The sequence below is a fragment of the Aeromonas sp. FDAARGOS 1414 genome (assembly GCF_019047065.1).
In the GTDB taxonomy this organism is placed as follows: domain Bacteria; phylum Pseudomonadota; class Gammaproteobacteria; order Enterobacterales; family Aeromonadaceae; genus Aeromonas; species Aeromonas veronii_A.
Genome location: NZ_CP077210.1, coordinates 3,153,026 through 3,179,690, shown reverse-complemented (window position 1 = coordinate 3,179,690; position 26,665 = coordinate 3,153,026). Strand labels below are relative to the sequence as shown.

The 26,665-nt window shown below is 47.4% G+C and carries 26 protein-coding genes; 16 read left to right on the top strand and 10 right to left on the bottom strand.

The window, feature by feature from the left end; all coding sequences use genetic code 11:
- Positions 1 to 39: 39 nt before the first annotated feature.
- Together yjbD and I6L44_RS14260 are read right to left on the bottom strand one after the other, a co-directional pair.
- Positions 40 to 324 carry a DUF3811 domain-containing protein gene (gene yjbD / locus I6L44_RS14265; RefSeq protein ID WP_005340165.1) on the bottom strand — a complete coding sequence of 95 codons (285 nt, stop codon included), beginning with the start codon at positions 322 to 324 and terminating at the stop codon, positions 40 to 42.
- A gap of 146 nt (positions 325 to 470) precedes the next feature.
- Positions 471 to 1,373 (bottom strand): cation diffusion facilitator family transporter, encoded by a 903-nt coding sequence (locus I6L44_RS14260; RefSeq protein WP_216952175.1) that lies wholly within the window; start codon positions 1,371 to 1,373, stop codon positions 471 to 473.
- Positions 1,374 to 1,834: 461 nt separating this feature from the next.
- On the opposite strand from I6L44_RS14260, the gene I6L44_RS20585 reads away from it, so the two are divergent.
- Positions 1,835 to 1,960, top strand: a complete 126-nt coding sequence (locus I6L44_RS20585) for a hypothetical protein (RefSeq protein ID WP_019445191.1) — start codon at positions 1,835 to 1,837, stop codon at positions 1,958 to 1,960.
- Positions 1,961 to 2,032: 72 nt separating this feature from the next.
- On the opposite strand, the gene I6L44_RS14255 is transcribed toward I6L44_RS20585, so the two are convergent.
- On the bottom strand, positions 2,033 to 2,749 hold the full coding sequence (locus I6L44_RS14255) for an ABC transporter substrate-binding protein (protein WP_227342971.1): 717 nt from the start codon (positions 2,747 to 2,749) through the stop codon (positions 2,033 to 2,035).
- Positions 2,750 to 3,370: 621 nt separating this feature from the next.
- On the opposite strand from I6L44_RS14255, the gene I6L44_RS14250 reads away from it, so the two are divergent.
- The 7 genes from I6L44_RS14250 to I6L44_RS14220 all read left to right on the top strand — a co-directional run bounded on the left by I6L44_RS14250 (position 3,371) and on the right by I6L44_RS14220 (position 9,514).
- Positions 3,371 to 3,787 (top strand): type II toxin-antitoxin system HigA family antitoxin, encoded by a 417-nt coding sequence (locus I6L44_RS14250; RefSeq protein WP_216952173.1) that lies wholly within the window; start codon positions 3,371 to 3,373, stop codon positions 3,785 to 3,787.
- Positions 3,788 to 4,075: 288 nt separating this feature from the next.
- Complete coding sequence (locus I6L44_RS14245) at positions 4,076 to 4,447, top strand: hypothetical protein (protein ID WP_216952172.1); 372 nt, start codon at positions 4,076 to 4,078, stop codon at positions 4,445 to 4,447.
- A gap of 161 nt (positions 4,448 to 4,608) precedes the next feature.
- Positions 4,609 to 4,860 carry a type II toxin-antitoxin system Phd/YefM family antitoxin gene (locus tag I6L44_RS14240; protein WP_216952171.1) on the top strand — a complete coding sequence of 84 codons (252 nt, stop codon included), beginning with the start codon at positions 4,609 to 4,611 and terminating at the stop codon, positions 4,858 to 4,860.
- 45 nt (positions 4,861 to 4,905) lie between these two features.
- Complete coding sequence (locus tag I6L44_RS14235) at positions 4,906 to 5,364, top strand: antitoxin Xre/MbcA/ParS toxin-binding domain-containing protein (protein WP_216952170.1); 459 nt, start codon at positions 4,906 to 4,908, stop codon at positions 5,362 to 5,364.
- Between the two features lie 511 nt (positions 5,365 to 5,875).
- Positions 5,876 to 7,090, top strand: a complete 1,215-nt coding sequence (locus I6L44_RS14230; RefSeq protein ID WP_216952169.1) for an ABC-three component system protein — start codon at positions 5,876 to 5,878, stop codon at positions 7,088 to 7,090.
- Between the two features lie 7 nt (positions 7,091 to 7,097).
- Positions 7,098 to 7,583, top strand: a complete 486-nt coding sequence (locus I6L44_RS14225) for a three component ABC system middle component (RefSeq protein WP_216952168.1) — start codon at positions 7,098 to 7,100, stop codon at positions 7,581 to 7,583.
- On the top strand, positions 7,580 to 9,514 hold the full coding sequence (locus I6L44_RS14220) for a DUF3732 domain-containing protein (RefSeq protein WP_216952167.1): 1,935 nt from the start codon (positions 7,580 to 7,582) through the stop codon (positions 9,512 to 9,514). Before I6L44_RS14225 ends, I6L44_RS14220 begins: the two co-directional genes overlap by 4 nt.
- Positions 9,515 to 9,620: 106 nt before the next feature.
- Here the strand turns inward: I6L44_RS14220 and I6L44_RS14215 are convergent, their stop codons facing one another.
- The 7 genes from I6L44_RS14215 to I6L44_RS14185 form a co-directional block, all read right to left on the bottom strand.
- A complete protein-coding gene (locus tag I6L44_RS14215) occupies positions 9,621 to 10,877 on the bottom strand; it encodes a phosphoribosyltransferase family protein (protein ID WP_216952166.1) in 1,257 nt (418 codons plus the stop codon).
- An 8-nt stretch (positions 10,878 to 10,885) separates the two neighbouring features.
- A complete protein-coding gene (locus I6L44_RS14210; protein ID WP_216952165.1) occupies positions 10,886 to 11,881 on the bottom strand; it encodes a DNA-processing protein DprA in 996 nt (331 codons plus the stop codon).
- Positions 11,882 to 12,023: 142 nt separating this feature from the next.
- Positions 12,024 to 12,446: a hypothetical protein gene (locus I6L44_RS14205; RefSeq protein WP_216952164.1), complete on the bottom strand. Its 423-nt coding sequence runs from the start codon at positions 12,444 to 12,446 to the stop codon at positions 12,024 to 12,026.
- Positions 12,436 to 14,634 carry a hypothetical protein gene (locus I6L44_RS14200; RefSeq protein WP_216952163.1) on the bottom strand — a complete coding sequence of 733 codons (2,199 nt, stop codon included), beginning with the start codon at positions 14,632 to 14,634 and terminating at the stop codon, positions 12,436 to 12,438. Before I6L44_RS14200 ends, I6L44_RS14205 begins: the two co-directional genes overlap by 11 nt.
- Positions 14,634 to 16,229 (bottom strand): tyrosine-type recombinase/integrase, encoded by a 1,596-nt coding sequence (locus tag I6L44_RS14195; protein WP_216952162.1) that lies wholly within the window; start codon positions 16,227 to 16,229, stop codon positions 14,634 to 14,636. Before I6L44_RS14195 ends, I6L44_RS14200 begins: the two co-directional genes overlap by 1 nt.
- A gap of 38 nt (positions 16,230 to 16,267) precedes the next feature.
- Positions 16,268 to 17,509: a site-specific integrase gene (locus I6L44_RS14190; protein WP_216952161.1), complete on the bottom strand. Its 1,242-nt coding sequence runs from the start codon at positions 17,507 to 17,509 to the stop codon at positions 16,268 to 16,270.
- A 166-nt stretch (positions 17,510 to 17,675) separates the two neighbouring features.
- Positions 17,676 to 18,263 (bottom strand): single-stranded DNA-binding protein, encoded by a 588-nt coding sequence (locus tag I6L44_RS14185; protein WP_005340181.1) that lies wholly within the window; start codon positions 18,261 to 18,263, stop codon positions 17,676 to 17,678.
- Positions 18,264 to 18,689: 426 nt separating this feature from the next.
- Here I6L44_RS14185 and I6L44_RS14180 point away from each other — a divergent pair, with 426 nt between their 5' ends.
- The 8 genes from I6L44_RS14180 (at position 18,690) to uvrA (ending at position 26,577) form a co-directional block, all read left to right on the top strand.
- Complete coding sequence (locus I6L44_RS14180; protein WP_158113813.1) at positions 18,690 to 19,337, top strand: LuxR C-terminal-related transcriptional regulator; 648 nt, start codon at positions 18,690 to 18,692, stop codon at positions 19,335 to 19,337.
- Positions 19,337 to 19,780 (top strand): curli production assembly/transport protein CsgE, encoded by a 444-nt coding sequence (locus I6L44_RS14175; RefSeq protein WP_201952785.1) that lies wholly within the window; start codon positions 19,337 to 19,339, stop codon positions 19,778 to 19,780. Before I6L44_RS14180 ends, I6L44_RS14175 begins: the two co-directional genes overlap by 1 nt.
- Before the next feature lie 11 nt (positions 19,781 to 19,791).
- Complete coding sequence (locus tag I6L44_RS14170; protein ID WP_042063493.1) at positions 19,792 to 20,193, top strand: curli assembly protein CsgF; 402 nt, start codon at positions 19,792 to 19,794, stop codon at positions 20,191 to 20,193.
- Between the two features lie 7 nt (positions 20,194 to 20,200).
- A complete protein-coding gene (locus I6L44_RS14165) occupies positions 20,201 to 21,040 on the top strand; it encodes a CsgG/HfaB family protein (RefSeq protein ID WP_005355003.1) in 840 nt (279 codons plus the stop codon).
- Positions 21,041 to 21,226: 186 nt separating this feature from the next.
- Entirely contained in the window at positions 21,227 to 21,748 is a 522-nt protein-coding gene (locus tag I6L44_RS14160) for a curlin (protein WP_201952781.1), read from the top strand.
- Between the two features lie 34 nt (positions 21,749 to 21,782).
- Positions 21,783 to 23,234, top strand: a complete 1,452-nt coding sequence (locus I6L44_RS14155; protein WP_216952160.1) for a curlin — start codon at positions 21,783 to 21,785, stop codon at positions 23,232 to 23,234.
- A 110-nt stretch (positions 23,235 to 23,344) separates the two neighbouring features.
- Positions 23,345 to 23,659, top strand: coding sequence for a curli-like amyloid fiber formation chaperone CsgH (gene csgH, locus I6L44_RS14150; RefSeq protein WP_254204223.1), 315 nt, complete (start codon positions 23,345 to 23,347; stop codon positions 23,657 to 23,659).
- 89 nt (positions 23,660 to 23,748) lie between these two features.
- Positions 23,749 to 26,577, top strand: coding sequence for an excinuclease ABC subunit UvrA (gene uvrA / locus I6L44_RS14145; protein WP_216952158.1), 2,829 nt, complete (start codon positions 23,749 to 23,751; stop codon positions 26,575 to 26,577).
- Positions 26,578 to 26,665: the final 88 nt, after the last annotated feature.

Sequence of the window (26,665 nt, the reverse complement as noted above, 5' to 3'; positions counted from 1 at the left end):
CGCAGGCACAAGTGCCAGCGGGCGTTTTGCAAGAGGGGATCAGCGCTTGCTGCGAAACTTGTTGCTGACCGAATCAATCCAGCTGAAGGTTTCCGGCAGTACCTGGTTCTTGGCGCGCTCTTTGGCTTTCTCGCGAGCCAGCTTGGAGGCTGCCTTGGCCGCTTCGGCGCGGTCGGCCACAATTTTCAGGCGACCCTCTTCGCGGATCTTGTTCCGCTCTCCGTTGGTCAGCTGGTGGTCTGCATTGGCTTGTGCCTTTTGCAATAACAAGGCTATCTCGGCTTTTTCGGCCTCGGTCAGATCTTTCATTTCCAGCTTTTTCACGGCGCGCTCCTGCGGCAGGGTGGTTAGACACCCTAACACAGTTGTGCCGATCACTTCTTATGCAATCGGCTTTCCGGCAGTAAAAATGCGGGTTTGTGCCAACTTTCTGTTATTTCGCTGCCACTTTCCCGCCTGTTTGCCACATTTCAATTTATGGCGAGCGGTGAGGGCAGCTCTTGCTCCTCCGGCTCGACGTGGATCAGCACGATGGCGTGGGGCAACTGCGCCATGATGGCGTGTTCGATGCGATCACAGATATCGTGGGCTTCGCCGATGCTCATCTCCGGGGGCAGGGTGAGATGGAAGTCGATATGGCGGCGGCGTCCGGCACGACGGCTGCGCAGATCGTGGAAACCGCTGGTGGCAGGGCAGCATTCGGTGATGATGCGGCTGGTCATTGCCAGCTCTTCCGGGCTCATACTCTGGTCGATCAGCGGCTGGAAGGCCTCGTTGAGCATGCTGATCGCCTCTCTGACAATAAAGATGGCGACCGCAATGGCGACCATCGGGTCGAGGATGGCGAGTGAATGGCCGAACAGACCGGCCAGCCAGATCCCGCCAAGACCGACGGCGACCCCGGTGGAGGTGAGCACGTCCGCCTTGAGATGAAGCGCATCGGCAGCCAGCGCGACCGACTCCTCCTCTCGGGCCACCTTGTAGAGGTAGGCAGAGACGCCGCTGTTGACCAGCGCCGAGATCACCATCACCAGTACGCCCCAGCCAATGCTCTCGATGGGGATGGGGGTGATCAGCTTGTCGACGGCTTCGAATATGATCCAGCCCGCGGCCAGCAAGATAAGCAGTGCTTCGATGACGCCGGAGACATTTTCAATCTTGTCGTGACCATAGGGGTGGCGCTCATCAGGCGGGAGATCGGACTTTTTCACCGCGAACAGGGCGATCAGGGCCGCCACCAGATCCATGGCGGAGTGGATCGCCTCCGAGATGATACTGACCGAGCCGCTGGCGAACCCGGCCACCATTTTCATGATGATCAGACTGATATTGGAGCAGACCGACACCATGGCGGCTCTGGTTTTTCTGTTCATGTCACAGCTTCCTGAATAAAAACGGATATTTCGGTGCGGCGCGTATTATATCCGGCTGACCGGAAATAACCTATTCGGTGTTGTAACCTGATGTTTCCGATGATATTGCGAATGCTTATTAAAATGGTGACCTCTTGCGCGGAAATAAATAATGAGAGGGATTTATATTTCTCCGTGAAAATATCTAGCCAACGATGACTTAATATAAGCGTGACAACATTTAATAATGCGAATTACTCTTTTTTGGTCTTTCCTGTTGAGGTCGTTTGGCCTCCCCTCTCAAGGGGCTGCACGCGACATCTTTTGGACGAGAATGAGGCTGGATCCGGATGCCGCTGGAGGGTATGCTGGGTCTGGTGATGGTCTTGCACCATCCCACCAAGCGTACTGAAGTTGATGATTCGGATGGCATGCTGGCTCCCATGAGGAACCAACTGTCTGGGTAACATTTTTGGAGTTTGATGATGAGTAACAAAGAACATCACAACGGCAAAGATGCCAAGAAAAAACCGCAGATGTCACTGAAAGAGAAACGCGAAGCCAAACGTCAGAAAGCAGAACTGAAAAACGGCAGCGCAATGAAGTAACGCTCCCCTACTGCTGTTCCTTCGGAGCCAGTACAAAGCCAGCCCTTACCGGCTGGCTTTTATGTTTGTGGCTCACGGCGTGGCGCCGTAAGCCGCGAAAATCTGGTGATAACGACCATCCTGACGCATCGCCTCAAGGCGCTTATCAAACAGATTGCGGGCATCGGCTGTTCGGAAGGCAAAGTGATAGACGGTGGGCGGGAAGAGGTCTGCTTGCCTGACCTGATTGCGCTCGTAGTGCTCGCCTGCCTGGGCGGTGGCGATCAGCTGGTCGAGGTAGTAGTAGAACACCCGCTCCTCCAGTACGACGGCATCCACCCTGCCGCGCATCAGCTGATGTACCTGCACCTGCTGCTTGGCTACCTCCTCATAGTGGGGATTCTGGTTGGCCATGGTGGCGAACGCGCCCCCCAGAATGATCCTTGCCCGTTGAAAGGCGGTTACCCGTTTTGAATGCAGGTCGTCCAGAGTACTGATGTGGGTGCTGCGCAGGGTGAAGATTCGGTTATGGAAGGTGATAACGGGCTGGGTCAGAACGTGAGGATCAACCATACCGGGTCTGACGTTGATGATGGCATCCAGCTTTCCTGACTCGAACAGGCGGAAGGTGCGCTCCAGCGGCAGAAATTCAAAGCTGGGCTCATAGCCGCTGCCAGTGAACGCCTCTTTCAGCAGATCCAGCTCAATGCCGCGATTCTCGCCTTCGATGACATAAGGGGGGATGGCAAAGCTAACCCCGACCTTGAGTTGCTTTGCCTGCAACTGGCCGGAGAACATGCTGGTCAGCATGAGCAATAAAGGGGTGAGCAGTTTCATTGCACTTTTCACAAAGCGCTCCTGTGGAGAATATCCATCACTGTAGGGGAGGCAACCAAAAAGCGTTATATCCCTTTCGGGCTGAGAGGTTCAGCCTGAGTGCATAAAAAAAGACCCTGAGTTATCAGGGCCTTTTCAATATTCTGTTCTTAGAACGGAAGGCTGCTGCTTTAGCATGTGTAAAGTGCCTGCCGGTGTTTTTTTTCTTTATAAAACATAACGATATGCATCTTTCGGTTTCTTTTTGAACAGAAAACTGCTGAAAACCAGAAAAAAGTGTCAAGATGTTAAGCATATATGACGAGTGTCTTTACATTTTTGGATTCGGACGCTTAAGAACAGTACAAGCTGTACAAGTCTAGTTATGACCTGACACCGACATTAATCCTTAAAGTAGCGATAAAAATCTCTTGTGAGAAGCAGATTCGGTACAGTTTATGTAAACGCAGTAGTAAACCGAGTGTTGGGTATTCCCATAGTAGAGTGAGTTCATGGGGACTCACTATTTGTTTACTGCTCTCATCCCTGACAGAATCAACTGCTCCAGGTCGTCACTATTCATGACGAGTACCGAAGGAACAAGGAGTAACCATCATGTTAAGCCCTGCGCTGGTTCAGATTAGAGAAGCATTGGCCCATGTGCCCTACATCGTCCACATCAATAATCAGGACGATTTTGAGCACGCTCTTGAGCTGATGGATGAGCTGATCGATGACTATGACATCAATAGACAATTGATTGAGTTGCTTGCAACCAGTATCGAGCGCTGGGAAGACAGAGCTGATGAGTTCTCCGACTTCAACAAGGCTTTAGCAGGTGTGGAACCGGGTATTGCTGTCTTGAAGACTTTAATGACCCAGTATCGACTAGGGGTGGCTGACTTGCCTGAGTTGGGTTCCAAGTCCAATGTTCGCAAGCTACTCAATGCTGCCAAGGGCAAAAGACTGACCCGCCAACATATCGAGGCGCTAAGTAAGCGATTTGCTGTTTCACCGGCACTGTTCTTTTGATTGCCAATGTCAAGTTTGTTGGTCTCGACTAGGCTTGTGCAGATCTAGTGATCACCTGACACCGGCATCAATTCAGAAGATGAATGAACCTCAGATAATCAGAGAACTGCTGTATTGAGGCCAGTTGGTGATGGGATGAAGCAACTGGCCTATCTGATGCTCTCGGTGGTTGGTTTTCAGGTTCAGATCACCAAGGTTGCGGATAGTTCCCGATTTGAGAAATAAGGCCCCGGTCAGGGCACAACGTCAGATTATTCCCATAGTGATCAGATCAGAGCACAACTTCAGGTGTTTCCCATAGTTGAAGGCCAGAGCAGGGCACAACTTCAGGTGTTTCCCATAGTTGAAAGCCAGAGCAGGGCACAACTTCAGGTGTTTCCCATAGTTGAAGGCCAGAGCAGGGCACAACTTCAGGTGTTTCCCATAGTTGAAGGCCAGAGCAGGGCACAACTTCAGGTGTTTCCCATAGTTGAAGGCCAGAGCAGGGTGGAACTTCAGGCGATTCCCATAGTTGAAGGCCAGACTAGGGCGCAACTTCAGGTGTTTCCCATAATTGAAGGCCAGAGCAGGGCACAACTTCAGGTGTTTCCCATAGTTGAAGGCCAGAATAGGGCGCAACTTCAGGTGTTTCCCATAGTTGAAGGCCTGATTATGGCATAACTTCTGATGTGTCTCATACTCGATAGCCTAGAGTGCCCATTGGTGACTGTACACAGAAAGACAAGAGTACTACTCTCGATTTCTCTGAGCTGATACCCCAAAGGGTTTTTAGGTTCGATGAGCAGAGTAATTATTGATATCAAAACTAGTAGGGGGCGGCCATGAGCTACCAGATTCTCTCTGCAACGACTGCCACTATCACCGCACTTAAACGAAGCCCTATGGGGATACTCAAGGCTGGCAATGGTTCTGCTGTTGCCATACTCCACCGCAACAAGCCAGTCTTCTACTGTGTGCCGCCCGACCTCTTTGCCTACTATGTAGAGTTGGCAGAAGATGCTGCCCTAAACCGAATAGTTGATGAGCGAATGACCTCAATTGAATGTGTTAATGTCTCTTTGGATGACCTATAGGTGAGACAATAGTATTGCAATACAGGGATTTCAGGTAGGATTTCAATGAACACATACAATAGTTATAAGCCACAGGTTTCTACAATTAAATCGGATAGAATCTTGGAAATATTGGCACTACCAAGACAACCGTTTGATGCTCATTTTGAAATATTAGCTGGATATTCATCTGATCTGGTAAGGAAAATTGCGTTAGAAACAAGACTTGATGAACTAACCATTTGCCAATATGTAGGAATTAGTCGCTCAACATACTACAGGAAACATCTGAGGGAAAAGAAAGTTTTCACGATAGAGCAAAGCTGGAAGCTTTATATGTTTGCCAGAATGCTAGATTCCTCCGTGTTTCTTTTTAATGGTGATATTTCCGCTGCACTTTCATGGCTTAAATCTCCTGCTAGGGCTTTGGGTGATCAAGCACCTTTGCAGATGTTAAGTACTCCCGCAGGGGTTGATGCTGTTATTGAATTGATTGGTCGGGTTGAAAGTGGAGTTATCTCCTGATTCTCATTGTTTAATTAATTTGAGATATGAGATTGTCATGCTGTCCCTGATGATATTGAATCACTTTCTTGTATGGATGACTTGATATATAACATTACTCATTATATTAGTACCTAGTGTAGATAAATGTTGAATGCAATTATATGGCAGTAAAAAGTAAGTTTGATATATTCTTATAAACTGAAATTCATCTTTTAATTTGGTTGTATACGCATAGCACCAACATTTCCTTTGTTTACTCATATCACTTCATCACATTAATAAAGTTCATATTTTAATTCCTGATGGTTTGATTTGACGTCCATAGTTCAAAACGTTTTTCTTATACATATAAGTAATATGCTCTATTTTCACAAATGTGAAGTTGATAGCAAAACATATATTTATACACTGTTTGTTGTATGTTCATCAGAGCTTTTATGCTAGCAGAGCCAAATGGCATTCTGCTATCATCGCTTTTGTTTTTCTCCAGATAGGTTTCTAAACGCATCAGGGGGCGTATGGAACGGCTATGAGTAAACCAGATTTGACAGGGGTACATGAAGCGAGTGCATCAGCTCTTGGTTTTTTCTATCAAGCGCATTTTGCGCTTGTATCGTTGATCTCTCAAAGTTCTGATGATGCTGCGGTTGCAGTAGAGCGCTTGGATGACGTGGAGTTACAGGTCAATGGGCAAAACCTACTCTATCAACTCAAGCACTCAATAAGCACTAAGCCTCCAGTCGTTAGTTTAAGCAGTGTGGCTTTGTGGAAAACTCTAAAAGTATGGATAGATATTTTACCAAAAATATCACTTGCACAAACAACATTCCACTTGGTCACTGTTGGTGCAATTTCTTCAGGCTCTTCTTTACTAGCATTATGCGACCAGGATTCTGATCGGACACAGCTAATTGAAGAACTTAAAAGTGAAGCTGAGCGGGTTGTAAGTGAGCGAAATGCAGCTAAAGAAGCTAAAAAGACGAGCTTACCTCACGCAGACCGTGCACCCGGTTGCATAGCATTTCTTGCTCTAGATACTGGGGTTCGCCGTAACCTGATAAAAAGGATAATCGCGAACCCTAGTAGCCCAGATATAACAACTACAGAGACGCTTGTTGCAGAAAAACTGTATGTCCTTCCTGCCGCTCACCGACAACGAGTTGCAGAAAGGCTTATTGAGTGGTGGGGTATGCAAATTGTGTGTTCGCTGTGTGATAAACGTGACAGAGTCATCTCAGCTGCGGAGCTTAAACACCAAGTGTCCATTTTTAATAGTGCTATTGAGGAAGAATTACTATTACCTGATTTTCAAACCGCAGCTATTCCAGATGATTATGAGCCTCACAGTATGCTCGGACGACAGATCGCCCTTGTTGAGGGAGGCCGCACAGATCTCTTAAAAGCGACCCGTGATCAATGGCGTGCACAGCAGCAGCGTGCAAAGTGGGTAACAGATAATCCAGGGATGATGTCAAAAATTAGCAATTATGACCTGTTATTGACAGAGTACTGGTCTGACCGTCACTCACAAATGGTGGAGGATTGTGAGGGTGCTGATGAGAGCTTTAAGAGAAAAAGTGGGTTAGAAACTCTGCGATGGAGTTATGATTCTGCACCCTCCCAAATTGAGCCGATTAGTACAGGTTGGACCGGTCATTATTATATAAGAGGTTCATATCAGGTATTAGCCATTGGTCTCCAAGTTGGATGGCACCCCGATTATTTGAAAATTCTCAAGGAGTAACTAGATCATGAAATTAGCTTATGATCTATTTGCAGAAACCAATCCAGCATATTGTTCTTATGTACTAAATACTTTCGTTTCTGCTTATGAGAATGTTAAGGCTACTGGCCCAGAAATTGTTCTTGGTTACTGTGCTCTACCTCTAGCCCTCTCTGGAGATCTAATACATACCTTCAATGGTACAAACAAATCAACGGGATTGCTGGTGTGGTTACAGAGACATCCAGAAATAAAAGTAGAACTATCAGAAAGAATTAATTCATCATTGGACATTTTTACTGAGACACTAAAGTATGGCAGTTTTTCAAAATTGCTAATAGTCACAGAGGATGGACTATTGAAGACTGGTAGTGAGAAGACAAACAAGATGGCGATAAAGCGTCTTACACAAGATAGTCAGGTGGCATTTAATAACGCTAGGCTTTTGGGGACTTGGTTTGCTACTACAGGAACGGCGCGAACGGCACTCAATATGATGGGGTTAACAGTATGAGTCGTTGGAATATTGCAGAGATTTTTTTCCTCGGTAATCAAGGCAAGCGGAGGATAATCAGTCTTAAGCCAGGTGTTAATATTATTACTGGTGCTTCCGGGACAGGCAAATCTACAATTATCAAAGCTATTGATTATTGTCTTGGTTCAAGCCAATGCGAACTACCAGCACATGTTCGTCGGCGTTGCACGGCTGTAGGTGTGAAGTGGGTATCTGGCGAGTCTCAAATGATAACTGGTCGTATAGTTCCACCGATGGGGCAAAGAACCAGTACTCGCATGTATGTCTGTAGTGGCCGTAATCTTCAATTACCTAATGATATAGAGGACCTAAATGGCCAAACTAATCTTCAAGCAGGGAAGGCTTTTATAGAAAGAGTTTTTGGCATAGGCGATATTGTTGATAACGATGATGACAGCTTTTCACAGCGGGGTCGTGCGACAATTCGACATGCTACCGCTTATATGTTTGTAACAAAAGACATTATCTATAATGAAACTGCACTTTTACATGGGCTGGATCAGGCTGATGAAGCAAAAGCCATTATTGATACAATGCCTTACTTCCTGCGTGTCCTAAACGAACAGTCAGTGATCGATGAGCGAAGATTACGCGAGCTTCGTCGCTTGTATGATCGTGAAGAGCGTAAGCAACAAAAGCAGACCGAAGACGGTGGTGAATTCTATCGAATGGCTTATGATATTCTTCGGGATGCTCATCGTTGTAGAATGATAAATGCAATCCCTAATGTATCCTCGGTACAAGAAATTAGAGAAGCTTTAAAGTCTATCCCGAAAAATGATACAGATCATCTTGGTAGCAATAAAGAAAGTCCACTACCTGAATTATATAATAAAAGAAAGGGATTATTAGCTGACATAGAGTTAATTCGTAATAAGTCTCGTGCTGTAAGGAATGCGTTACGAGAAATGTCTGATTTCGAAGGTTCAATGATTCGACAGTATGAAAAATTGAATCTTGCTACACATATACGTCATGTTGAGAATGTTTGTCCAGTATGCGAATCCCCATCTGAGCATGGGCGCCGAATTACAGCCGCTTTAAAAGAGTCACTTAATATAATTAGCTCTGAAAGTACTGCTGTCGAAGAGACTAAGCCATATCTAATTGAGCATGAACAAAAGCTAAGGAATCAGTTGAGTGAGTTGAAAAAAACAGTACAGATGGTGGATGATAGTATTCGTAACTGGATTAATAAGAGTGAGGAGAATCAGAAGTTAGAGTCACAGGGACGCTATCGTGCTCATTTGCTTGGAAAAATATCTGTTTTACTAGATATGAACCCCTCCATAAAAAGCTCAACCATTGATATGGCAGTTCTTCGTGAAGAAATAGAGGCTTTAGAGAGGAAAGTAGATAGAGAGGCACGAAAAGTTCTCTTGGACCGTGCTCATCGAAAAATCTCAGAATATGCTTCCAAAGGTATATCTGAGCTTCCTACAGTTACTCCCTGTATAGATATTGAAGTGGAGTTTTATTCTAGACCGCCTGATATTGTTGTTTTTGAAAAAGGTAGTAATGTTGTATTGCGGCTTTCAGATCTTGGTTCGGACCAAAACTATTTAGCTATCCATATAGCACTTTCTTTTGCTCTTCAGCGATATTTTAAAGATGCTAAAGCTCCCGTACCTGGTTTCTTGGTATTCGACCAAATTAGTCGGCCATACTATCCTACACATGGAGAGGATGAAACTCTATTCTCAACAATTAGCGAAGATGAAGATGTGCTTGCTATGAGAAGGCATGTTGATTATTTATTTAAGGAAACTGAAGCACAGAAGGACTTACAAGTTCTCCTTATTGAGCATGCATATTTTGCGGATGATCCTAGATATGTTAAGGCAACTCGAGAGAGATGGAATAGGGCATCAGGAGAAGCTCTAATACCTACAGATTGGCCAGAGAGATAAATAATTTTCTCGTGCGAATAAGTGGAGTTTGAAAGCTTAAATTCTTTTATTCGCACGAGTTATTAATAGCCTAGATTTTATCTTGGGGTTGTATATTTGAGTTGGCTTAGTCAATCCCTTTTGGCCAATTCCAAGAAAGGTATTCCTCAAACTGTTCTCCAAGTTCTTCTGACGCATTATCATCTACAAGATATTTATGATATCCATAGGTTTTTCCTAATTGTACTACCCCTATATTATTCGGTGTGTACGGGTTAAATCCTTTTATGTTACGGAGCGGTAAAATATCAACTATATCTGTGTTTATGGTTTTTAACCAAGAAACTAAAATAACTTTCGCTCCTGTCGATTCAATAAAGCCTTTGGCCGCAGTTAATGAATAACCTTTTGTGCATATATCATCAACAACTAAGACAGTTTTTCCTCTTGATAATGGCGGTGCTTTATATTTAGTTCGATAATTTCTAGTGGGATATTTGTTAAGGTGTATGGTATTAATTTGATTGAGATGATCAATCGCAACACCACGTTGCCTTGCTGTCTGTGATTTCATGGCATCAGAATAACGCTGAATTAAATCATGAATATAAGTTTTTCTAAAACATTTAGAAAAAGTTAAAAGGTCTGCCGACATCTTGTCATTATCGACACCTGTTTTATGTCCCGGATATGGACATACATAATCAATTTCCGCATGAATGTTACTGAAATACAAACTAGTGACTAGAGCACCCAGCCAGAAATCTACAGTTCCAGAACCATATTTTGCTGCAGCCCGAGCATCCTCTGAATATCTTTTGAATTCCGCTTTCATTGTACTAAATGGTGCTAATGCATAATATCTGAAGTCATTAGAATTAATTATATGACTCCAATAATGTTCTCTAAGACAGAGGGTATCTATAAATCTCGCGACTTCCTTTGGTGATATAAACTCAAAACCATAATCTGTTCGATGTTGAAACCATGTAGCGCGTAAAAATAGTAGGTTACCATTTACAGCAGTCCTCATGTCTGTGTCTGTACTGCCTAAATAAACAACTTCATTAGCCTTCCATCCCATTGAATCAATTACGTATTTTGTTGACTCTGCAGTGGGTTTGGCGGGAATTGAATTATCCCTGTGGCGCGAAAAAATAACTAGCTCGGGGAAGGATTCTTGCAGATACTCAAATAAGCATCTGGTCTGGCTAGGATCTTTACCTGTTAATGTCCATTTCTGATTGGACAATATAACTGGAGTAATGCGTCTTAGCTTAAGATAAGAAAATAACTTACTGACTTCATTGTAAACGTCAGTGTTAATTGTACCTTTATTGAGTATGGTGTCTTCGATACTTAATATTATACCTTTAAGCCCCATTGCATCACCTATAAGTCAAAAGAAAATTGAGTTGTATTTTGATAATTACCTTTTATCTCTGCAAAGCCTTGCTCTGGATTTGATAGAATATCTATAAGGTTTTTTGCTTGTCTAGGAATGGCAAGAGATATCCCATTGGAATATTGATCAATGTGGGCTCGCTCCTGAACATTGTCAGTTTGGTATGAAAGGTATGGCATTAATACATATCGATTAAAGTCTTTGGCATAGCCTACTGTGTGGGCTGTACCACTTTTCAAGTTCCACTCTACTGGAATGGTAATTTGTGACAATCCTGCCTGAAGCCGATTTCTATGAACAAAGTTAAATGCACTATAACTTTGCCCAACCAAATACTCGGTAATTATTGTTCCACCGGCATCAATGATTGCTTGTCGAATATTGTCTGAATTACTCGGATAATTGCTATCTATCCCTGTTCCTAAAACAGCAATGGTTGGTATATTATGCTTCAGTGACTCAATATGGGCAGCTTGATCAACACCCTCAGCTAAGCCGCTCACTGAGGCATAACCTAACCCCTCCATGCATGATATTATAAATTTTGTTAGCCACAACCCATCACTAGAACATTTTCTACTTCCGATAACGGCTACAGATGGTATATGTAGATTGCTTATTGCTCCTTGAACGAAAAGCCACATAGGCGGCACTTTTATACTCTTCAAACTTTCCGGGAATGAATCTTGATTGTAAAAAACTACCTTTATGTCTTTCTTTGAAAAGTTCCTAGCAATATCCAGTCCCCTAAGCCATAGTGAATTTTTAAACTCAAGCCATGCAGATGGATTGTCATAATCAATTTTAAGTTTAATTCTTAAGGTCTTCTCAAAAACAGTCAGAGACTCTTTTCTAAAAAGATCACTAAAAAGTATCCCTGATGCTGCTATGTTATACAGCGTCTTATAGCCAACTCCGTGGATAGATTGGATGGCATAAAATGACACTGTTTCTATTCTCCAAAACTCTTGGCTAGCTGTCATGATACATTTTGTCTGTATAGGTTTTAATCACTCTACCATACCATAGTGAAACGCAGAGTCCTAGTGGATAGAGGGTTAGTTGATGTAGATCATAAAAATAAAGTTCTATTTAAATTGGATCTTTATTTTTAGTGTGCCTTACTTAGCTCTCGTGTTTGTTTTGCATCTTACGGCGCATGTCTTCTTTCATGCTTAGTGGAATAGGCTTGTTTAACTGCTCTACACTTATTCCTTTCAATTGAGCGTTCGTCTGCCAGCGAATGTATCTCTGTTTGTATTGATCGAGTAGTCTATGTGCGTCAGACAATTCTTGATTTAACCTTTTTATCTCCTGTTCCATTTCCTTAAATGAAATAGCAGTATTATCTTTCTGTTTTAATTTTAATTTTGCTTCATCGAAGGCAAGCTTTATTCTATGGTTTCCACTAAGAGCTTGCCGGGAATATCCAAAAGATTTATTGATAGTATTCCATGTAAGTTTATGTCCAAATCGTCCACTCTCCCATTCTTTAAGAAGCTCCAGGATATCATCTTCAACTTCAGCAGTTATATATCTATTCATCATTTGCCTCTTCACAGCAATCAACACCATTAGGGAAAATCTGTACAATTTCACCTTTCAAATATTGAGGGTTATCCTCAATAGCTAGAGCTTGATTGCAACCATTGACCAATTGCAGATGATTCAAATACCAGTTATTGGCATTGGTGAAATTATCATCGGCATCTTCCTTTGCCAAATTCATCTGCATTAAAGCTCTATCACGTCGTTGAGTGATTTTTTCAACCTCTTTCACGTCTCCTTTGGTTCGTTTGTAATGGATGCATTCTCTAAGACACATGTAGTGCATACCGCATGGAGATTGTGTGTAATCATGTCTGCAGCGACCGATGTCCATAAAGTGATATGAGCCTGACTCATCCAAATCTTTCTGTAAGTCTTCATACGATAATAGAGGGAAGCGCTGGATTACATTTTTAGCTTCTTGTTCATCTATGTTAAGCTTTTTAAGCACGGTGCTTTGAAAGTCTCTTGTGCGCTCAGCAAATTTAATAGGTGAAATCTGATGATTATATGAGCTATTATCTTTGGCGTTTTTCCGAAGAAAATTCTTTGCAATATCCTCTTGAGAGAACATATCAGATTCTTGCATAATCGTATTTAATAAATGCCTAAATTGGTGTGTCCGTATAGTGTCTTTTATTTCCCCTAATTCAGGAAAATCATAACGTTCAAAGACACTAAGAACTCTCTGTGCCTCTCCGCCTCTTCCTGATATTTGCTCTCTTGTCTTGTAGTCGCGTCCTCTAAAGAAATCTTGGATATGTGTTCCAGTTAAGGGTTCTGGGAAGACATTAAGCTTTTCCTTTGGTGTGTACTGATCTAGATAACGTAATGTCAGGAAATTATAAATAGGGATGTTTAAGGTAGTATCTCCAAGACCATTCTTGATTGAACCAATTCTATTTATATACTCATCTGAGAAAGCCTCATGAATATCACCTATACGGAAGCAAGCGCCGCCCGACTTGGAATCTGAGCACCTTTCGATACCTCTCCGCTCTAGAATACTGATTGTGTTAGAGGTTGATCGGCCAGAGATATTAAGATGTAACTGGATCTCCCTTGCACTTAGTATCTGATCGTCATCAAAAATAGAAAATTTATCCCATCGTCTTTCATTAAGTAGCATTTTTGCGGTGCGTCTATGAGGGGCACTTAATTCCTCAAGGCGACTTACTGCTTCATAAATAACATCAACGGAGATGCGAGGTATTATTTTTTCATCCCAGTGGTTTTTCTTTTTTGCCAATGCTCTAATTCTAAGTAACTTCGTGAAAGAGCCGGTTTGCGGGTCTAGCTCCTTGGCTGACGAGTCATATTCTGCTCTGCTTGGTATACAATTTATATCAAGTGCGACGAACTCATCCATGCGAAAGCCTGCAATTAAGAGGATCACCGACATACATACCAGTGATTTATCTTTTTCTTCTAAACTGTCAAAGTTAGCCCAAAGTGCTGATAGAAAAATAAGAACCTGAGTCTTTGGAAGCTTTTTTGCTCGCTCTTCTTGGGCTTTTTTTGTTCCTCTATTGTGGCTAGCGCCACCTCTCCTTTCATTACGTGGAATTGGATTCTTCCAGTCTAATGGTGTTGGTGTGAGTTTGTGGCGGTCAAGTTCATCAGCAATATATGCTAGTCTTTCTCCTGTAACGCAGAGAGTGCTTTCTGCTTCCTGTTTACCCTGTAATGCGTATCGTATTGCTTCATCAAAGTGGGCTGGTTTGAGTAGAGAAAAACTAGGCGTGTTAGTATTGCTCATCTGCAGATATAGATACCTAAACGCCCGGATTATAACCATATGGGAATCATGTTTACATGGCTTTTTATTATGCCGATGTGTAATAAATGCTTTCACTTCAGTAGCGAATGGTTCTGAGAACGGAATCTCATTTTCTCTAGATGATTTTATTTTTTTACCGAGATTATTGTCTTGAGTATAGATTATATTACAAGCATGAGTTACGCTTCTTGTCGTGACTGTACTTTCGAAGCCTTTTATATTCCATATATGACTGTTCCAGTCGACGCTGTTATCAAAAATGGGGCCGTGTATTTTTTTAGCGTGTGCTATATAGTTTTTTATATTATCGAGACAGTTGCTTGATGGATTTATTGGGATAATAGTATTTTGTTTACGCCTGCTACTTGAACTATTGTGGCCTTGGTTTGTATTCAGATTGCTTTGCATTAGCTGTTCTCCAGTTGTGCGATAAGGGAGCGACATGCACTAATGTGATTTACTTCAAATTTAGCTGGGGCAGGCTCTTGTTCAAACAATGTGGATACATCCTCTAGCATACATTCAAGGACTTCAATGTGAATCTGTTTGTTATTACACGCCTCAAACTTGATACACGTATAGCAAGAATATGGAGGAGCTTTTTTACAAAGGCCTTCTTTGGAGCAAAAGCCGATACCAACTAATCTGCGTAAATTCTCAGGGCCATAGACATGTTTAGATTTATTTACTGTAGAGAGTTCCTCTAATGTAATAACACCTGAGAAATAGTCAAATATTGTACCGAATTGCTCTCGGTAAACTTGGTCTACTTTGTTAGCAAAGTTTGCTCCCAATTTGTAATAAATCATGACATGCTGCATGTCTTCATGATCGAGTAACTCCATTAACATCATTGCTGGAGTACCAACTGCTGCTGCATGTGTTGCAAAGGTTTTACGCAAACGTCTTGCTGTTAATGGTTCGTCGAATGTTGGCGCCCCTATATTGTATTGTAGTGAATTTATTAACTCCAATAACCTAGGAACGGCTTTGCTTATTGAATTATTGCTCATCGTCCATCTGAACGCTTCAATTTTACCCGTTTCTTTTCTAAGTTCAGCTCTATCGTATGGTAATAAAAAGAACAATGGAATTTGGGTTTCATTATATTCAATTCCATTATTTTCGAGCCATTTGACATTGAATTCTTTGAGTGATTGCAGCATTTCACCAAGAAAGGTGGGAATAGGCCTAGATTTGAACCTAGTTCTGGGGAGTTGATGGCGCTTTTTAGCTGAGGGTACATTTAGTATGTATGATTTTTTGCCAGTAGTTTTTTCTATGTTTAATGCTAAATCACACATCATTAAAAGTCTGAGCTGAATAGGTCTAATTCCTAGTGTTATGAACACCCATGTTGCAGCCATCTTCCAAAATTCTGATTCGCCAACACTAAAATGGTCTTGGTACTTAGTTAATAGACTACGAAGATCAAACAGTTTATTTGAAGATAGTGGACTTTTTCCAGGAATGTGAACAAGTACATCTAAACCCTTTACTCTACCTTTTAGGCTAAGACTTTTTATTGCTCGCCCGATATCTGGCTGGAATAATGGAAGTCTGAGCCTAACTCCCTTAAGATACCAAAGCCGAATCCTATGTAGGGGATCTTCATTATGAGAGTTTCGGTTACTTGAAAAATAGTAAAGTAACTCATCAGAAAATGCGTCAGTAAGTTCTTTACCAGATTCGTCATCTAGGTTATCGCATTCATTAATGAATTTAAGTACAGCGTTATAGGTGGTATGTGCATGGGCTGGACTAACTTGCCGTACAAACCATGCCATAACGTATTTCACTTGATCAATTAATTCTAAGTTACTTGACTCAATAAGGTCAAAATTAATTAGATGCGTCTCACTTTCACCAATATCCCACTGATTAGAGGATGTTACAACAATACGAGATCTAGTCTTTATTGCTACCTCTGTAAAGTATGGCTGATAAGATAAAACATCTTCATTATTTTCATAATGTAATTTGTAGATAGAAAGATCTTCCATTTATTCGCCATCCTTTACAGTAAAATACACTAATATAATTAGTGCTCATTTATGTGGAGGTATTCATAGTCACCTTTCATAATGCTTTCTTGCAGGTGAATTAGCATGCGCTTCCCTTGTATTTCCATTGCTAGGTGTGTATATGTATATCCTTGTTCGCTGTCATCCACCCATCCATTTAACCAGCGTTGCATTTTAAGAAATGCTTCTTTTCCCATTTTGTTGAAAAACATCATATGAAGATTGTCATTGAATGTATGGCGTAAACGATGTGGGTGAAGATTTGCTAGCTTGTCTGGGAATCGCTCTCTCAATATCTTGCACATATGCTGAACAGCAGATTGAGTCATCGGAGAAGGTGCTTTCCATGTATTCAGAAATAGATATGGAGCTGCACGTTTTGCTGCTTTTCCTCGTGCTTTTCGCTCATTGTTTATGTAACTATCTATATCGGAAGCTAGTTCAGGAGTTATATAAATTTTACGACTAAGTGTTTTTGATTCAGGGGGTAGTTTTCTAGGGTCTAAATGTTTTGTCGTGTTCTGGCTGATTATAATATAAGGTGAGTCCCCGGCTAGTTTACATTGTTCAGGCTTCAGAGAGAGTAATTCACCTAAGCGTGCTCCACAAAGCAACAACATTTTGAAGATTAGGTGATTACGAGCACGAGTCCTGTGTTCAAACGGATTGTTTTTATTATTGGGGGAGGTAATAGATATGAGAAACTGTTGTTCATCTTCCTTCAGCCCTACACGTGGCTGGCTGCTCCCTCTAACCTTTAATGCATCAAGCCTATCCTTAAGGTCATCCATAGCTGGACCAATCGATGTATAAAATGGATCGTTAATGGAGCGGTTTTCAAGAGATAAGCTTCCTATCCATTTAAAATACCGAGCAATATCATCAATCTTTTGTTTCTGCATGTCGGCAGTAACATAACCTGCAAAAGGAATGATAGTATCCTTTGAAGAGGTTCCCTTTAAGATTCGCATTTGCCGTCTATTTAGAGATAAATACCTTACTAATGAGTCAATTTCTGTTATCCCAAAAATTTCTCCAGAATAGATCCGTTCTTCAATGTTGATTCCTAGCTCATCCCCCCACTGGTATAGCTGACAAATATTGCGTGCTTGGTTGAGGATCGTTTTTGATGAACGATTAAATAATCCTCTAAGTAGATATCGTGAAATAAGATCGTGTGGCATCCCGCTTTCATCAAGTACCAAAACAACCCGCTCACCATTATCTTCAGACTTTATCACTTCAACTTTGTAAGCCATTCTGCTAAGACCATCCAGTTGACACATGCAATACGTGTAAACCTAGACTAAATCTAGTTGTTGCTGAGAGCAAGCTAAATTTTGAGCAGTAATGAAAAACGCCCCTAAAATCGGGGCGTTATATTATAAGTTAAGATTTGTCTTTACGTTTTTATATCACACAGGCCTAGAACGGGATATCGTCGTCGAAATCCATCGGCGGCTCGTTATATACCGGCGGCGCAGATTGCGGCTGCTGGGCAGGACGGCCATAACCGCCTTGCGGCTGCATGTTCTGCTGCGGAGCCGGTGCCGGGCGCTGTTGATTCATCGGCTGCTGGGCAGGCATGCTCTGCTGCGGCTGACCCCAGTTACCCTGGGATTGGCCACCCATGTTCTGGCCCATACCCTGACCGCCTTGCGGACGACCACCCAGCATCTGCATCACACCCGTGAAGCTGTCGACCAGCACTTCAGTGGTGTAGCGCTCCTGGCCGCTCTGATCCTGCCATTTGCGGGTTTGCAGTTTGCCTTCCACATAGACCTGGGAGCCCTTCTTCAGGTACTCGCCAGCCACTTCGGCCAGCTTGCCCATGAAGACGACGCGATGCCATTCGGTACGCTCTTTCTGCTCACCGGTCTGCTTGTCGCGCCAGGTTTCGGAGGTAGCCAGAGTAATGTTGGTCACAGCACCGCCACTCGGCATGTAGCGTACTTCCGGGTCTTGCCCGAGGTTACCGATCAGAATGACTTTATTGATGCCTCGACTGGCCATAATCTCTCTTCCACCTTATTTACCGGCCAGGTCGAAACCTGGTCCAACACGACTAGATACCTGATTAGTTGCTGTGTGCGGGGCACAATGTCCCGCAGACGCATGTGACGGTCATAGTAACAGTTGCGAAGCGGATTGGCAGCATCCTTAACCTGCTTGATGTGCCAAAGGTAACTGTTGGCTCCTGCTGTAGTGATGGTCGGGTTGCAGCTGTTTTGGGCGCGTCCGGCATCACATTTCTGCCATATATTCCTGTTATGCTGGCCGATTGGCGAATTGGAATCGGTTTTTAAATCGACTAAAAACATATGGTTACGATATTTATGAGATCCATTCTCATACTTTTTTAATATTGTGCTCCCATACCTCCTTGGTAGACTCAGTCGGCCAGATTAGGTGGTTTACAGGTTCAAGGAAGAGCACACAATGAAAGCCGCATGCCCGATCGCACTGGTCACTGAAAATAATGTGCAGGCCAGCACATTTGCTGCATACCTCATCTCTCATTTGAGCCGTCCCGTCCAGCTAATCCACGAGATTAATCAGCTAGATAACCAGTGTGACGGCACGCTGTTTCTCATCGATCTCGACTATATCCGCTCCGGCCAGTCACTGGGCTGGAACCGGGCGATCTCCGAACGCTTTGGCATGGCGGCCACCGTGCTGCTCAATGCTCCCACTGCGACGGATCGCGACCTGCTGCTGATGTGGCCGCAGATTTGCGGTCTGTTTTTCCGTCAGGATCCGCTCGACCGACTGGTTGCCGGGTTGCAGAAAATCCTGTTGGGCGAGTACTGGATGCCGCGCCACCTGCTGTGCGAGCTGGTCGAATACTATCGCCAGGGCAATAGCTACCTGCTGCGTAACGACACCCTGCTGACTGCCAGAGAGCAGGAGATCATCCGTTATCTGATGACGGGCGCCTCCAATGTCGAGATCGCCGACAGCCTGTTTGTCAGCGAGCACACCGTCAAATCCCACCTCTATAACGTCTTTAAAAAGCTGAATGTGAAGAACCGGATCCAGGCGGTGAGCTGGGCCAAAGAGTATCTCGATGCTCCGGACTCCCACTGATGAAAGCGTTCTCTCTGGCATGTTGCCTTGTGCTGCTCTGGGGCTTCACGACCGTTGTGGCGGCCGAGGCCGATGCTCCGCTGGAGTCGGTACAGCCGGAGCAGGAGAGTGATCGGCTGGATGTGGATGGTTTGGTGCTGGACCGCACTTTTACCCGCTTCGGTCAGGGCTTTTATAACGAATTTACCCGGTTGCGCAGTGATGAAGACCCGAATGCCAGAGAAAATCTGACGATTCATGAGCGCCCGACTGCTCGCTGGGGCAGCCTGATCTGGATCACCCATAACCGGAAGGTGATTTTTAAAACCGCGCTCTCTCCCGGCCGCAATCAGCAGGAGCAGAGTGCCAAACTGGCTTGGTCACAGGTCAGGCAGACCCTCGAACAGCAGAAGATCGCGACCCTGTTCATGGATACCTTCGATTTGGAACATGATGAACTATAAGGATATTTCTCATGCGTGCCCGGTTATGGCTAGTTGCAGCACTGATAGCGCCAGCGCTCCATGCGTCGGAGCTTGTCTATCGCCCCGTCAACCCCAGCTTTGGGGGTAACCCTCTCAACAGCAGTCATCTGCTTGGCACCGCCAATGCGCAGAATGATTACAAGGATCCCGCCAGTGGCAGTGGTAGCAGCGGCACCTCGGCGCTGGATCGCCTGACCTCCAACCTGCAATCTCGCCTGATCAGCCAGCTGTTGGCCGATATCGGCAAGGATGGCAGCCAGAGCGGCAGTCTGGTGACCGATGATTTTGCCATCAATGTGGTGGATGAAGATGGCACCCTGGTGGTTTCGATCACCGACCGGGTGACCAACCAGACCACCATGATCGAAGTGAATGGCCTGATTGCTGATTGAGGGCGCGATGAAACGACAACTGTTATTGATAGTGCCCCTGCTTGCGCTGGCTGGCTGTGCGACCCATATTGGCTCGCCCGTTGCCGATGAGAAGGCAACCCTGATGCCGCGATCCGTCTCTTACAAGGAGCTGATCAGTCTGCCCAAGCCAAAAGGGAAAATTGTCGCGGCCGTCTACGATTTTCGCGATCAGACCGGTCAGTACCTGCCCGCACCGGCATCCAACTTCTCCACGGCGGTCACCCAGGGCGGGGTAGCCATGCTGAGCACGGCTTTGTGGGATTCCCAATGGTTTGTGCCTCTGGAGCGGGAGGGGCTGCAGAACCTGCTGACCGAACGCAAGATTGTGCGGGCGGCCCAGAACAAGCCCAACGTTCCCGGCAACAATGCCAATCAACTGCCCTCGCTGGTCGCCGCCAACATCCTGATCGAGGGGGGGATCGTCGCCTATGACAGCAATGTACGAACCGGTGGGGCGGGAGCCAAGTATTTTGGCATTGGCGCCAGCGGGGAGTACCGGGTCGATCAGGTGACGGTCAATCTGCGTGCCGTCGATATCCGTTCAGGCCGGATCCTGAACAGTGTCACCACCTCCAAGACAGTATTGTCGCAACAGGTGCAGGCCGGGGTATTCCGCTTCGTCGAGTACAAGCGCCTGCTGGAGGCCGAGGCCGGTTTCAGCACCAACGAACCGGTACAGATGTGTGTCATGTCGGCTATCGAGTCCGGAGTGATCCGGCTGATAGCCAATGGTGTACGGGACAATCTGTGGCAACTGGCCGACCAGCGGGATATCGACAATCCGATCCTGCAGGAGTACCTGCAAGACAACGCCCCGCTGCTTTGAGTTTTCCCTCTCTCGCAATGCCCTCCCTGGTGGAGGGCATTTTTTTGGCCTCTATCGAATACGACTTAAGACTTTCTGCTCAGCGACAGGGCGGTGTTTTTCATCCTCGAATCAGCGGAGTGCCTGATAGGCCGCCTCTTGTCTGACAGGGATACTGTGGGCGTTTTCCAACAAGGCGATGGCGCGATGAAACATCTGTTGAGTGCTCTCTTTTTTCTGCTGATATCGGGCGCCCCGCAACTCGCCGCAGAGCCTGCCGTCTTTGATGAGCTGGCGATGGCAAGCGAGCTGGATTCCGGTCTGCAGAACGACGGGAATCAGGCGCTGTTGTGGCAACTCGGTAGCGAGCAGCAACTGCACCTCACCCAGCAAGGGGAGCTGAATCAGGCGCGCCTGCTGCAACAGGGTTGGGCCAATGAGTTGGCGCTCTCCCAGGTAGGAGATGAGAACTGGGTCAATGGTGCGCAACTGGGTGAGGGCAATAGCGCCGAACTCTATCAGGCGGGCATCAATAACCGGATTTGGCTGCTGCAACAAGGCAGCGGCAATGAAGCCTGGATCAGTCAGCAAGGGGCAGACAATCAGGCCCGGGCGATCCAGCTGGGTGATGGCAATCAGGCCAGCATCGAGCAGAACGGAATCGGATTAACGGCCACCGTCATCCAGATGGGGGCCAATCAGCAAGTAAATGTCGTTCAAACCAACTGAGCCTAGGCTCAACCATTAGCACGAGAGGGAAATCATGTTTAAACGTACCATCATTGCCTCGGCAGTTCTTCTGGCGACCAGCACCGCTTGGGCGGCATCTACTGGCAACCAGGCTACGGTGAACCAGGCCCAGAGCGGCAATATCGCCACCATTAACCAGGTGGTGGGAAGCGTCGATAACAAGGCTAACATCGATCAAGCTGGTAACAACAACACAGCTGTTACCACTCAAAAGAATACCGGCCAGTCAGATGCCGATACTCGGCAGGTAGGTGACAGTAACGAGGGTTACATCTTGCAACAAGGTGACACTAACCTCTCCAAAGCCTCCATCGATACAAAGGGGAACGACAACTTTGCTGATGTGATTCAGCAATTTGAGAATGGCGGTGCGGTTGCCGGGGTTGTGCAGGATGGGGATCGCAACGACGCCAAGATCAAGCAAGATAATGGTGACTTAGCTGACTCCAGGATCACTCAAATCTCGGATGGTAATCGGGCTGTCATTAATAACCAGATATCCGATTTCGCTCGGGCGAGTGTACAGCAGCTAGAAGGGGGGGCTCACCAGGCTGACGTGACCCAGACAGCGGCTGATGGAGCCAACGCCGAAGTGGTACAACGTGGAGAGAGCAATATCACCAAGGTGCTGCAGGCAACCGGTAACTATGACTATGCACCGGCGGAAGGAACATCTGCAGTGGTGACTCAGAGTGGTTCTTTGAACAATGCAGACGTCACTCAATACGATAGTGCCAACGTAGCGACTGTTGAGCAAAGTGGAACCCGCGGTGAAGTGGTGACTCTGCAGCAAGGGTCTGATGCCGGGAATGGCAACGGCCTGTTGGCCAAACAGTCTGGAACCGGGGAGTTTGCTGACCTGACACAGGATGGTAATCGCAACCGGATTGAGACCGACCAGCAAGGTACTGGCAATGATGCCTTGGTCAACCAGACAGGTGATGACAACAAGGCCGTGGTCAACCAGTTAGCCAGCAGTACCGATGGTGCGGTCACCATTGATCAGGTAGGTAATGACAACTATGCCAATGCAGTGCAACAAGCAGGCAGCGGCAATACCATCGATATCGACCAGAACGGAACTGGCAACCAGGTTGCCTCTGCTCGTGATGGTGAAGGCAAAGGCGCCTGGACCTGGGGCTCGGACAACGAGCTGGTCGTTGCTCAGAAAGGCACTGACAACTGGGCCTATGCCGATGCGTCTCACTCTGAGTCTGTGGTCAAAGTGACCCAGGATGGTGAGTTGAACAATGCCAAGGTTGAGTCCTACTTGGGTAGCGAGAACAAGCTCACAGTGACCCAGAACGGCGCTGAGCACGAGGCCAATGTCTACGTCAATGCTGGGGTTGGTGGGGGGCGCAACACCGTTGATGTGGTGCAAAACGAAAGCTTTAATACTGCCAATGTGACCGTATTGGGCAGCGATAACCATGCCTATGTCTATCAAGGGGCTGGTAGCAACTGATGGTCATCTCCGGATTCAGGGGCCTGCGGGCCCCTCTTTTATTGGTGCTGCTCTGTGGGTTGATGCTGGTTCATCGCGTCGCTTCCCCAGCAAGCGCCAGGGGAAACGAGATGGAGCCCGATCCGTCGATCCGCTTGTCCCTCAATATTGCGCAGAACGAGCAGGGGCTGTCACTTGCGCCAACGCTGCTCAGCAAGCGCGACTTGACGGTGAGTGTCAGCTTGCTGGTGCATGGCGAAGGGGCGGCCGGGAGCACGACTCAGCGCCAGAGCCGTAATCTGTCGCTGCAGGCTGGAGTGGTCATGGCGGTTGGCAAAATAGGGCTGGGTTTGCGTTGTCCCTATCGGGTCGAGGTCACCGCTCTGATATGGCAAAACGAGCGGCTGCTGGTGGAGAAAAAAGAGCAGATGGCGTGCGCCGGATGATGCGCATTTCATCTCATGACTGTCTATTCATCCAGTAGTCTCTATGCCATACTGACTCGCTCAGGTTTCTGTATCGAGCGTGCAACAAGATGGAAAAGATCGTGGTCCGGGGTGCTCGCACCCACAACCTCAAGAACATCAATCTGACCCTGCCCCGCGACAAGCTGATCGTGGTCACCGGCCTCTCCGGCTCGGGCAAATCCTCTCTGGCGTTCGATACCCTCTATGCCGAGGGGCAGCGCCGCTATGTGGAGTCCCTCTCCGCCTATGCTCGCCAGTTCCTCTCCCTGATGGAGAAGCCGGACGTCGACCATATCGAGGGGCTTTCGCCCGCCATTTCCATCGAGCAGAAGTCCACTTCCCATAACCCGCGCTCGACCGTCGGCACCATCACCGAAATCTACGACTACCTGCGTCTGCTGTTCGCCCGGGTCGGTGAGCCGCGCTGCCCGACCCATGCCATTCCGCTTGCCGCCCAGACCATCAGCCAGATGGTGGATCAGGTGCTGGCCCAGCCGGAGGGGAGCAAGCTGATGCTGCTGGCCCCGGTGGTGCGTGACCGCAAGGGGGAACACACCAAGCTGCTGGAGAATCTGGCGGCGCAGGGTTATATCCGTGCCCGTATCGACGGCGAGGTGTGCGATCTATCCGACCCTCCCGCGCTGGAGCTGCACAAGAAGCACACCATCGAGGTGGTGGTGGACCGCTTCAAGGTGCGCGATGACCTTGCCCTGCGTCTGGCCGAGTCGTTCGAGACGGCGCTGACACTCTCCGGTGGCATTGTGCTGGTGGTGCCGATGGATGGCGAGGAGGGGGTCGATCCCATGACCTTCTCCGCCAACTTCGCCTGCCCGGAGTGCGGCTACTCCATGTCGGAGCTGGAGCCGCGCATCTTCTCCTTCAACAACCCTGCAGGTGCTTGCCCGACTTGTGACGGCCTCGGGGTGCAGCAATATTTCGATCCGGCCAAGGTGATCGGCGATCCGGCCATCAGTCTGGCCAACGGCGCGATTCGCGGCTGGGACAAACGTAGCTTCTATTACTTCCAGATGCTCAAATCCCTCTCCGAGCACTACAAGTTCGATCTGGAGACGCCGTGGGAGGATCTGCCACTGAAGACCCAGGATGTGATCCTGCGCGGTTCCGGTCGCACCGAGATCGAGTTCCGTTACATGAACGATCGCGGCGACGTGGTAGTGCGCAAGCACCCGTTCGAGGGGATCCTGCACAACATGGAGCGGCGCTACCGGGAAACCGAGTCCAATTCGGTGCGTGAAGAGCTCTCCAAATACATCGCCAACAAGTCTTGCTCAAGCTGCGGTGGCAGCCGGCTGCGGGAGGAGGCGCGCCACGTCTTCGTCGACAACCGCAACCTGCCGGCCATTGCCGAGCAGTCCATCGGCGATGCACTGGCCTTCTTCGAGGGGCTGAACCTCACCGGCCAGCGTGCCCAGATTGCCGAGAAGATATTGAAAGAGATCGTCGAGCGGCTCGGCTTCCTGGTGAACGTCGGTCTCAACTACCTGAGCCTGTCGCGCAGCGCAGAGACCCTCTCGGGCGGCGAAGCGCAGCGCATTCGACTGGCCAGCCAGATCGGTGCCGGTCTGGTAGGTGTCATGTATGTGCTGGACGAGCCGTCCATCGGTTTGCATCAGCGCGACAACGAGCGTCTGCTCAAGACACTCACTCATCTGCGTGATCTCGGCAACACGGTGATCGTGGTGGAGCACGACGAGGACGCTATCCGCCTTGCGGACCATGTGCTCGACATCGGCCCGGGAGCCGGGGTACACGGCGGGGCCATCGTCGCGCAGGGTACGCCGGAGGAGATCATTGCCAATCCCGAGTCACTCACCGGTGACTACCTCTCCGGTCGCAAGCAGATCGCCATTCCTGCCGAGCGCACGCCGCTCACCGGCAAGTGGTTGAAGCTCAAGGGGGCGAGCGGCAACAACCTGCGCAACGTCAACCTGGATCTGCCGATCGGAGTGATGACCTGCGTCACCGGCGTCTCCGGCTCCGGCAAGTCGACCCTGATTAACGATACCCTGTTCCGCATTGCTCACCGCGAGTTGAACAAGGCCACCGAATCCACCCCGGCACCCTATCGCAGTGTCGAGGGGCTGGAGCATCTGGACAAGGTGGTGGATATCGACCAGAGCCCCATCGGTCGTACCCCACGCTCCAACCCGGCCACCTACACCGGCCTGTTTACCCCGATCCGCGAGCTGCTCTCCGGCACTCAGGAGGCGCGTTCCCGAGGCTACCAGCCGGGCCGCTTCTCCTTCAACGTGAAAGGGGGCCGCTGCGAGGCGTGCCAAGGGGATGGAGTCATCAAGGTGGAGATGCACTTCCTGCCGGACGTCTACGTACCGTGCGACGTCTGCAAGGGCAAGCGCTACAACCGCGAGACGCTGGAGGTGAAGTACAAGGGCAAGAACATCCACGAAATCCTCGAGATGACGGTGGAAGATGCCCGCGAGTTCTTCGATCCGGTACCGGCAGTGGCGCGCAAGCTGCAGACCCTGATGGACGTGGGCCTCTCCTATATCCGCCTCGGCCAGTCGGCCACAACCTTGTCTGGCGGTGAGGCACAGCGGGTCAAGCTGGCGCGCGAGCTCTCCAAGCGGGATACCGGTCAGACCCTCTATATTCTGGACGAGCCGACCACCGGCCTGCACTTCCACGACATCCAGCAACTGCTCAAGGTGCTGCACCAGCTGCGGGATCGTGGCAACACCATCGTCATCATCGAGCACAATCTGGATGTCATCAAAACTGCCGACTGGATCGTCGATCTGGGTCCGGAGGGGGGCGCCGGTGGTGGCCGCATTCTGGTGACGGGGACGCCGGAAGAGATTTGCACCAATAAAGAGTCTCATACAGCTCGTTTTTTGAGGCCACTTTTGGCGCGATAAGCCGTTATAATCGAGGGGCCTTTGGCCCCTTTTTTTTATAAAAATCGGGAGCATAGGGGGAAGCTCGTCAAGTGTGGGCAGGCTTGGC

Excerpts from the sequence above, each read along its gene's own strand:
- I6L44_RS14160 (WP_201952781.1), top strand. The coding sequence starts at position 21,227 with ATGAAACATCTGTTGAGTGCTCTCTTTTTTCTGCTGATATCGGGCGCC.
- I6L44_RS14235 (WP_216952170.1), top strand. The coding sequence starts at position 4,906 with ATGAACACATACAATAGTTATAAGCCACAGGTTTCTACAATTAAATCG.
- I6L44_RS14260 (WP_216952175.1), bottom strand. The coding sequence starts at position 1,373 with ATGAACAGAAAAACCAGAGCCGCCATGGTGTCGGTCTGCTCCAATATC.
- I6L44_RS14200 (WP_216952163.1), bottom strand. The coding sequence starts at position 14,634 with ATGCAAAGCAATCTGAATACAAACCAAGGCCACAATAGTTCAAGTAGC.
- I6L44_RS14240 (WP_216952171.1), top strand. The coding sequence starts at position 4,609 with ATGAGCTACCAGATTCTCTCTGCAACGACTGCCACTATCACCGCACTT.
- I6L44_RS14220 (WP_216952167.1), top strand. The coding sequence starts at position 7,580 with ATGAGTCGTTGGAATATTGCAGAGATTTTTTTCCTCGGTAATCAAGGC.
- uvrA (WP_216952158.1), top strand. The coding sequence starts at position 23,749 with ATGGAAAAGATCGTGGTCCGGGGTGCTCGCACCCACAACCTCAAGAAC.
- I6L44_RS14155 (WP_216952160.1), top strand. The coding sequence starts at position 21,783 with ATGTTTAAACGTACCATCATTGCCTCGGCAGTTCTTCTGGCGACCAGC.
- I6L44_RS14195 (WP_216952162.1), bottom strand. The coding sequence starts at position 16,229 with ATGGAAGATCTTTCTATCTACAAATTACATTATGAAAATAATGAAGAT.
- I6L44_RS14180 (WP_158113813.1), top strand. The coding sequence starts at position 18,690 with ATGAAAGCCGCATGCCCGATCGCACTGGTCACTGAAAATAATGTGCAG.
- I6L44_RS14255 (WP_227342971.1), bottom strand. The coding sequence starts at position 2,749 with ATGCTGACCAGCATGTTCTCCGGCCAGTTGCAGGCAAAGCAACTCAAG.
- I6L44_RS14170 (WP_042063493.1), top strand. The coding sequence starts at position 19,792 with ATGCGTGCCCGGTTATGGCTAGTTGCAGCACTGATAGCGCCAGCGCTC.
- I6L44_RS14210 (WP_216952165.1), bottom strand. The coding sequence starts at position 11,881 with ATGACAGCTAGCCAAGAGTTTTGGAGAATAGAAACAGTGTCATTTTAT.
- I6L44_RS14215 (WP_216952166.1), bottom strand. The coding sequence starts at position 10,877 with ATGGGGCTTAAAGGTATAATATTAAGTATCGAAGACACCATACTCAAT.
- I6L44_RS14165 (WP_005355003.1), top strand. The coding sequence starts at position 20,201 with ATGAAACGACAACTGTTATTGATAGTGCCCCTGCTTGCGCTGGCTGGC.
- I6L44_RS14185 (WP_005340181.1), bottom strand. The coding sequence starts at position 18,263 with ATGGCCAGTCGAGGCATCAATAAAGTCATTCTGATCGGTAACCTCGGG.
- I6L44_RS14175 (WP_201952785.1), top strand. The coding sequence starts at position 19,337 with ATGAAAGCGTTCTCTCTGGCATGTTGCCTTGTGCTGCTCTGGGGCTTC.
- I6L44_RS14225 (WP_216952168.1), top strand. The coding sequence starts at position 7,098 with ATGAAATTAGCTTATGATCTATTTGCAGAAACCAATCCAGCATATTGT.
- I6L44_RS14230 (WP_216952169.1), top strand. The coding sequence starts at position 5,876 with ATGAGTAAACCAGATTTGACAGGGGTACATGAAGCGAGTGCATCAGCT.
- I6L44_RS14250 (WP_216952173.1), top strand. The coding sequence starts at position 3,371 with ATGTTAAGCCCTGCGCTGGTTCAGATTAGAGAAGCATTGGCCCATGTG.
- csgH (WP_254204223.1), top strand. The coding sequence starts at position 23,345 with ATGGAGCCCGATCCGTCGATCCGCTTGTCCCTCAATATTGCGCAGAAC.
- I6L44_RS14205 (WP_216952164.1), bottom strand. The coding sequence starts at position 12,446 with ATGATGAATAGATATATAACTGCTGAAGTTGAAGATGATATCCTGGAG.
- I6L44_RS14190 (WP_216952161.1), bottom strand. The coding sequence starts at position 17,509 with ATGGCTTACAAAGTTGAAGTGATAAAGTCTGAAGATAATGGTGAGCGG.
- I6L44_RS20585 (WP_019445191.1), top strand. The coding sequence starts at position 1,835 with ATGATGAGTAACAAAGAACATCACAACGGCAAAGATGCCAAGAAAAAA.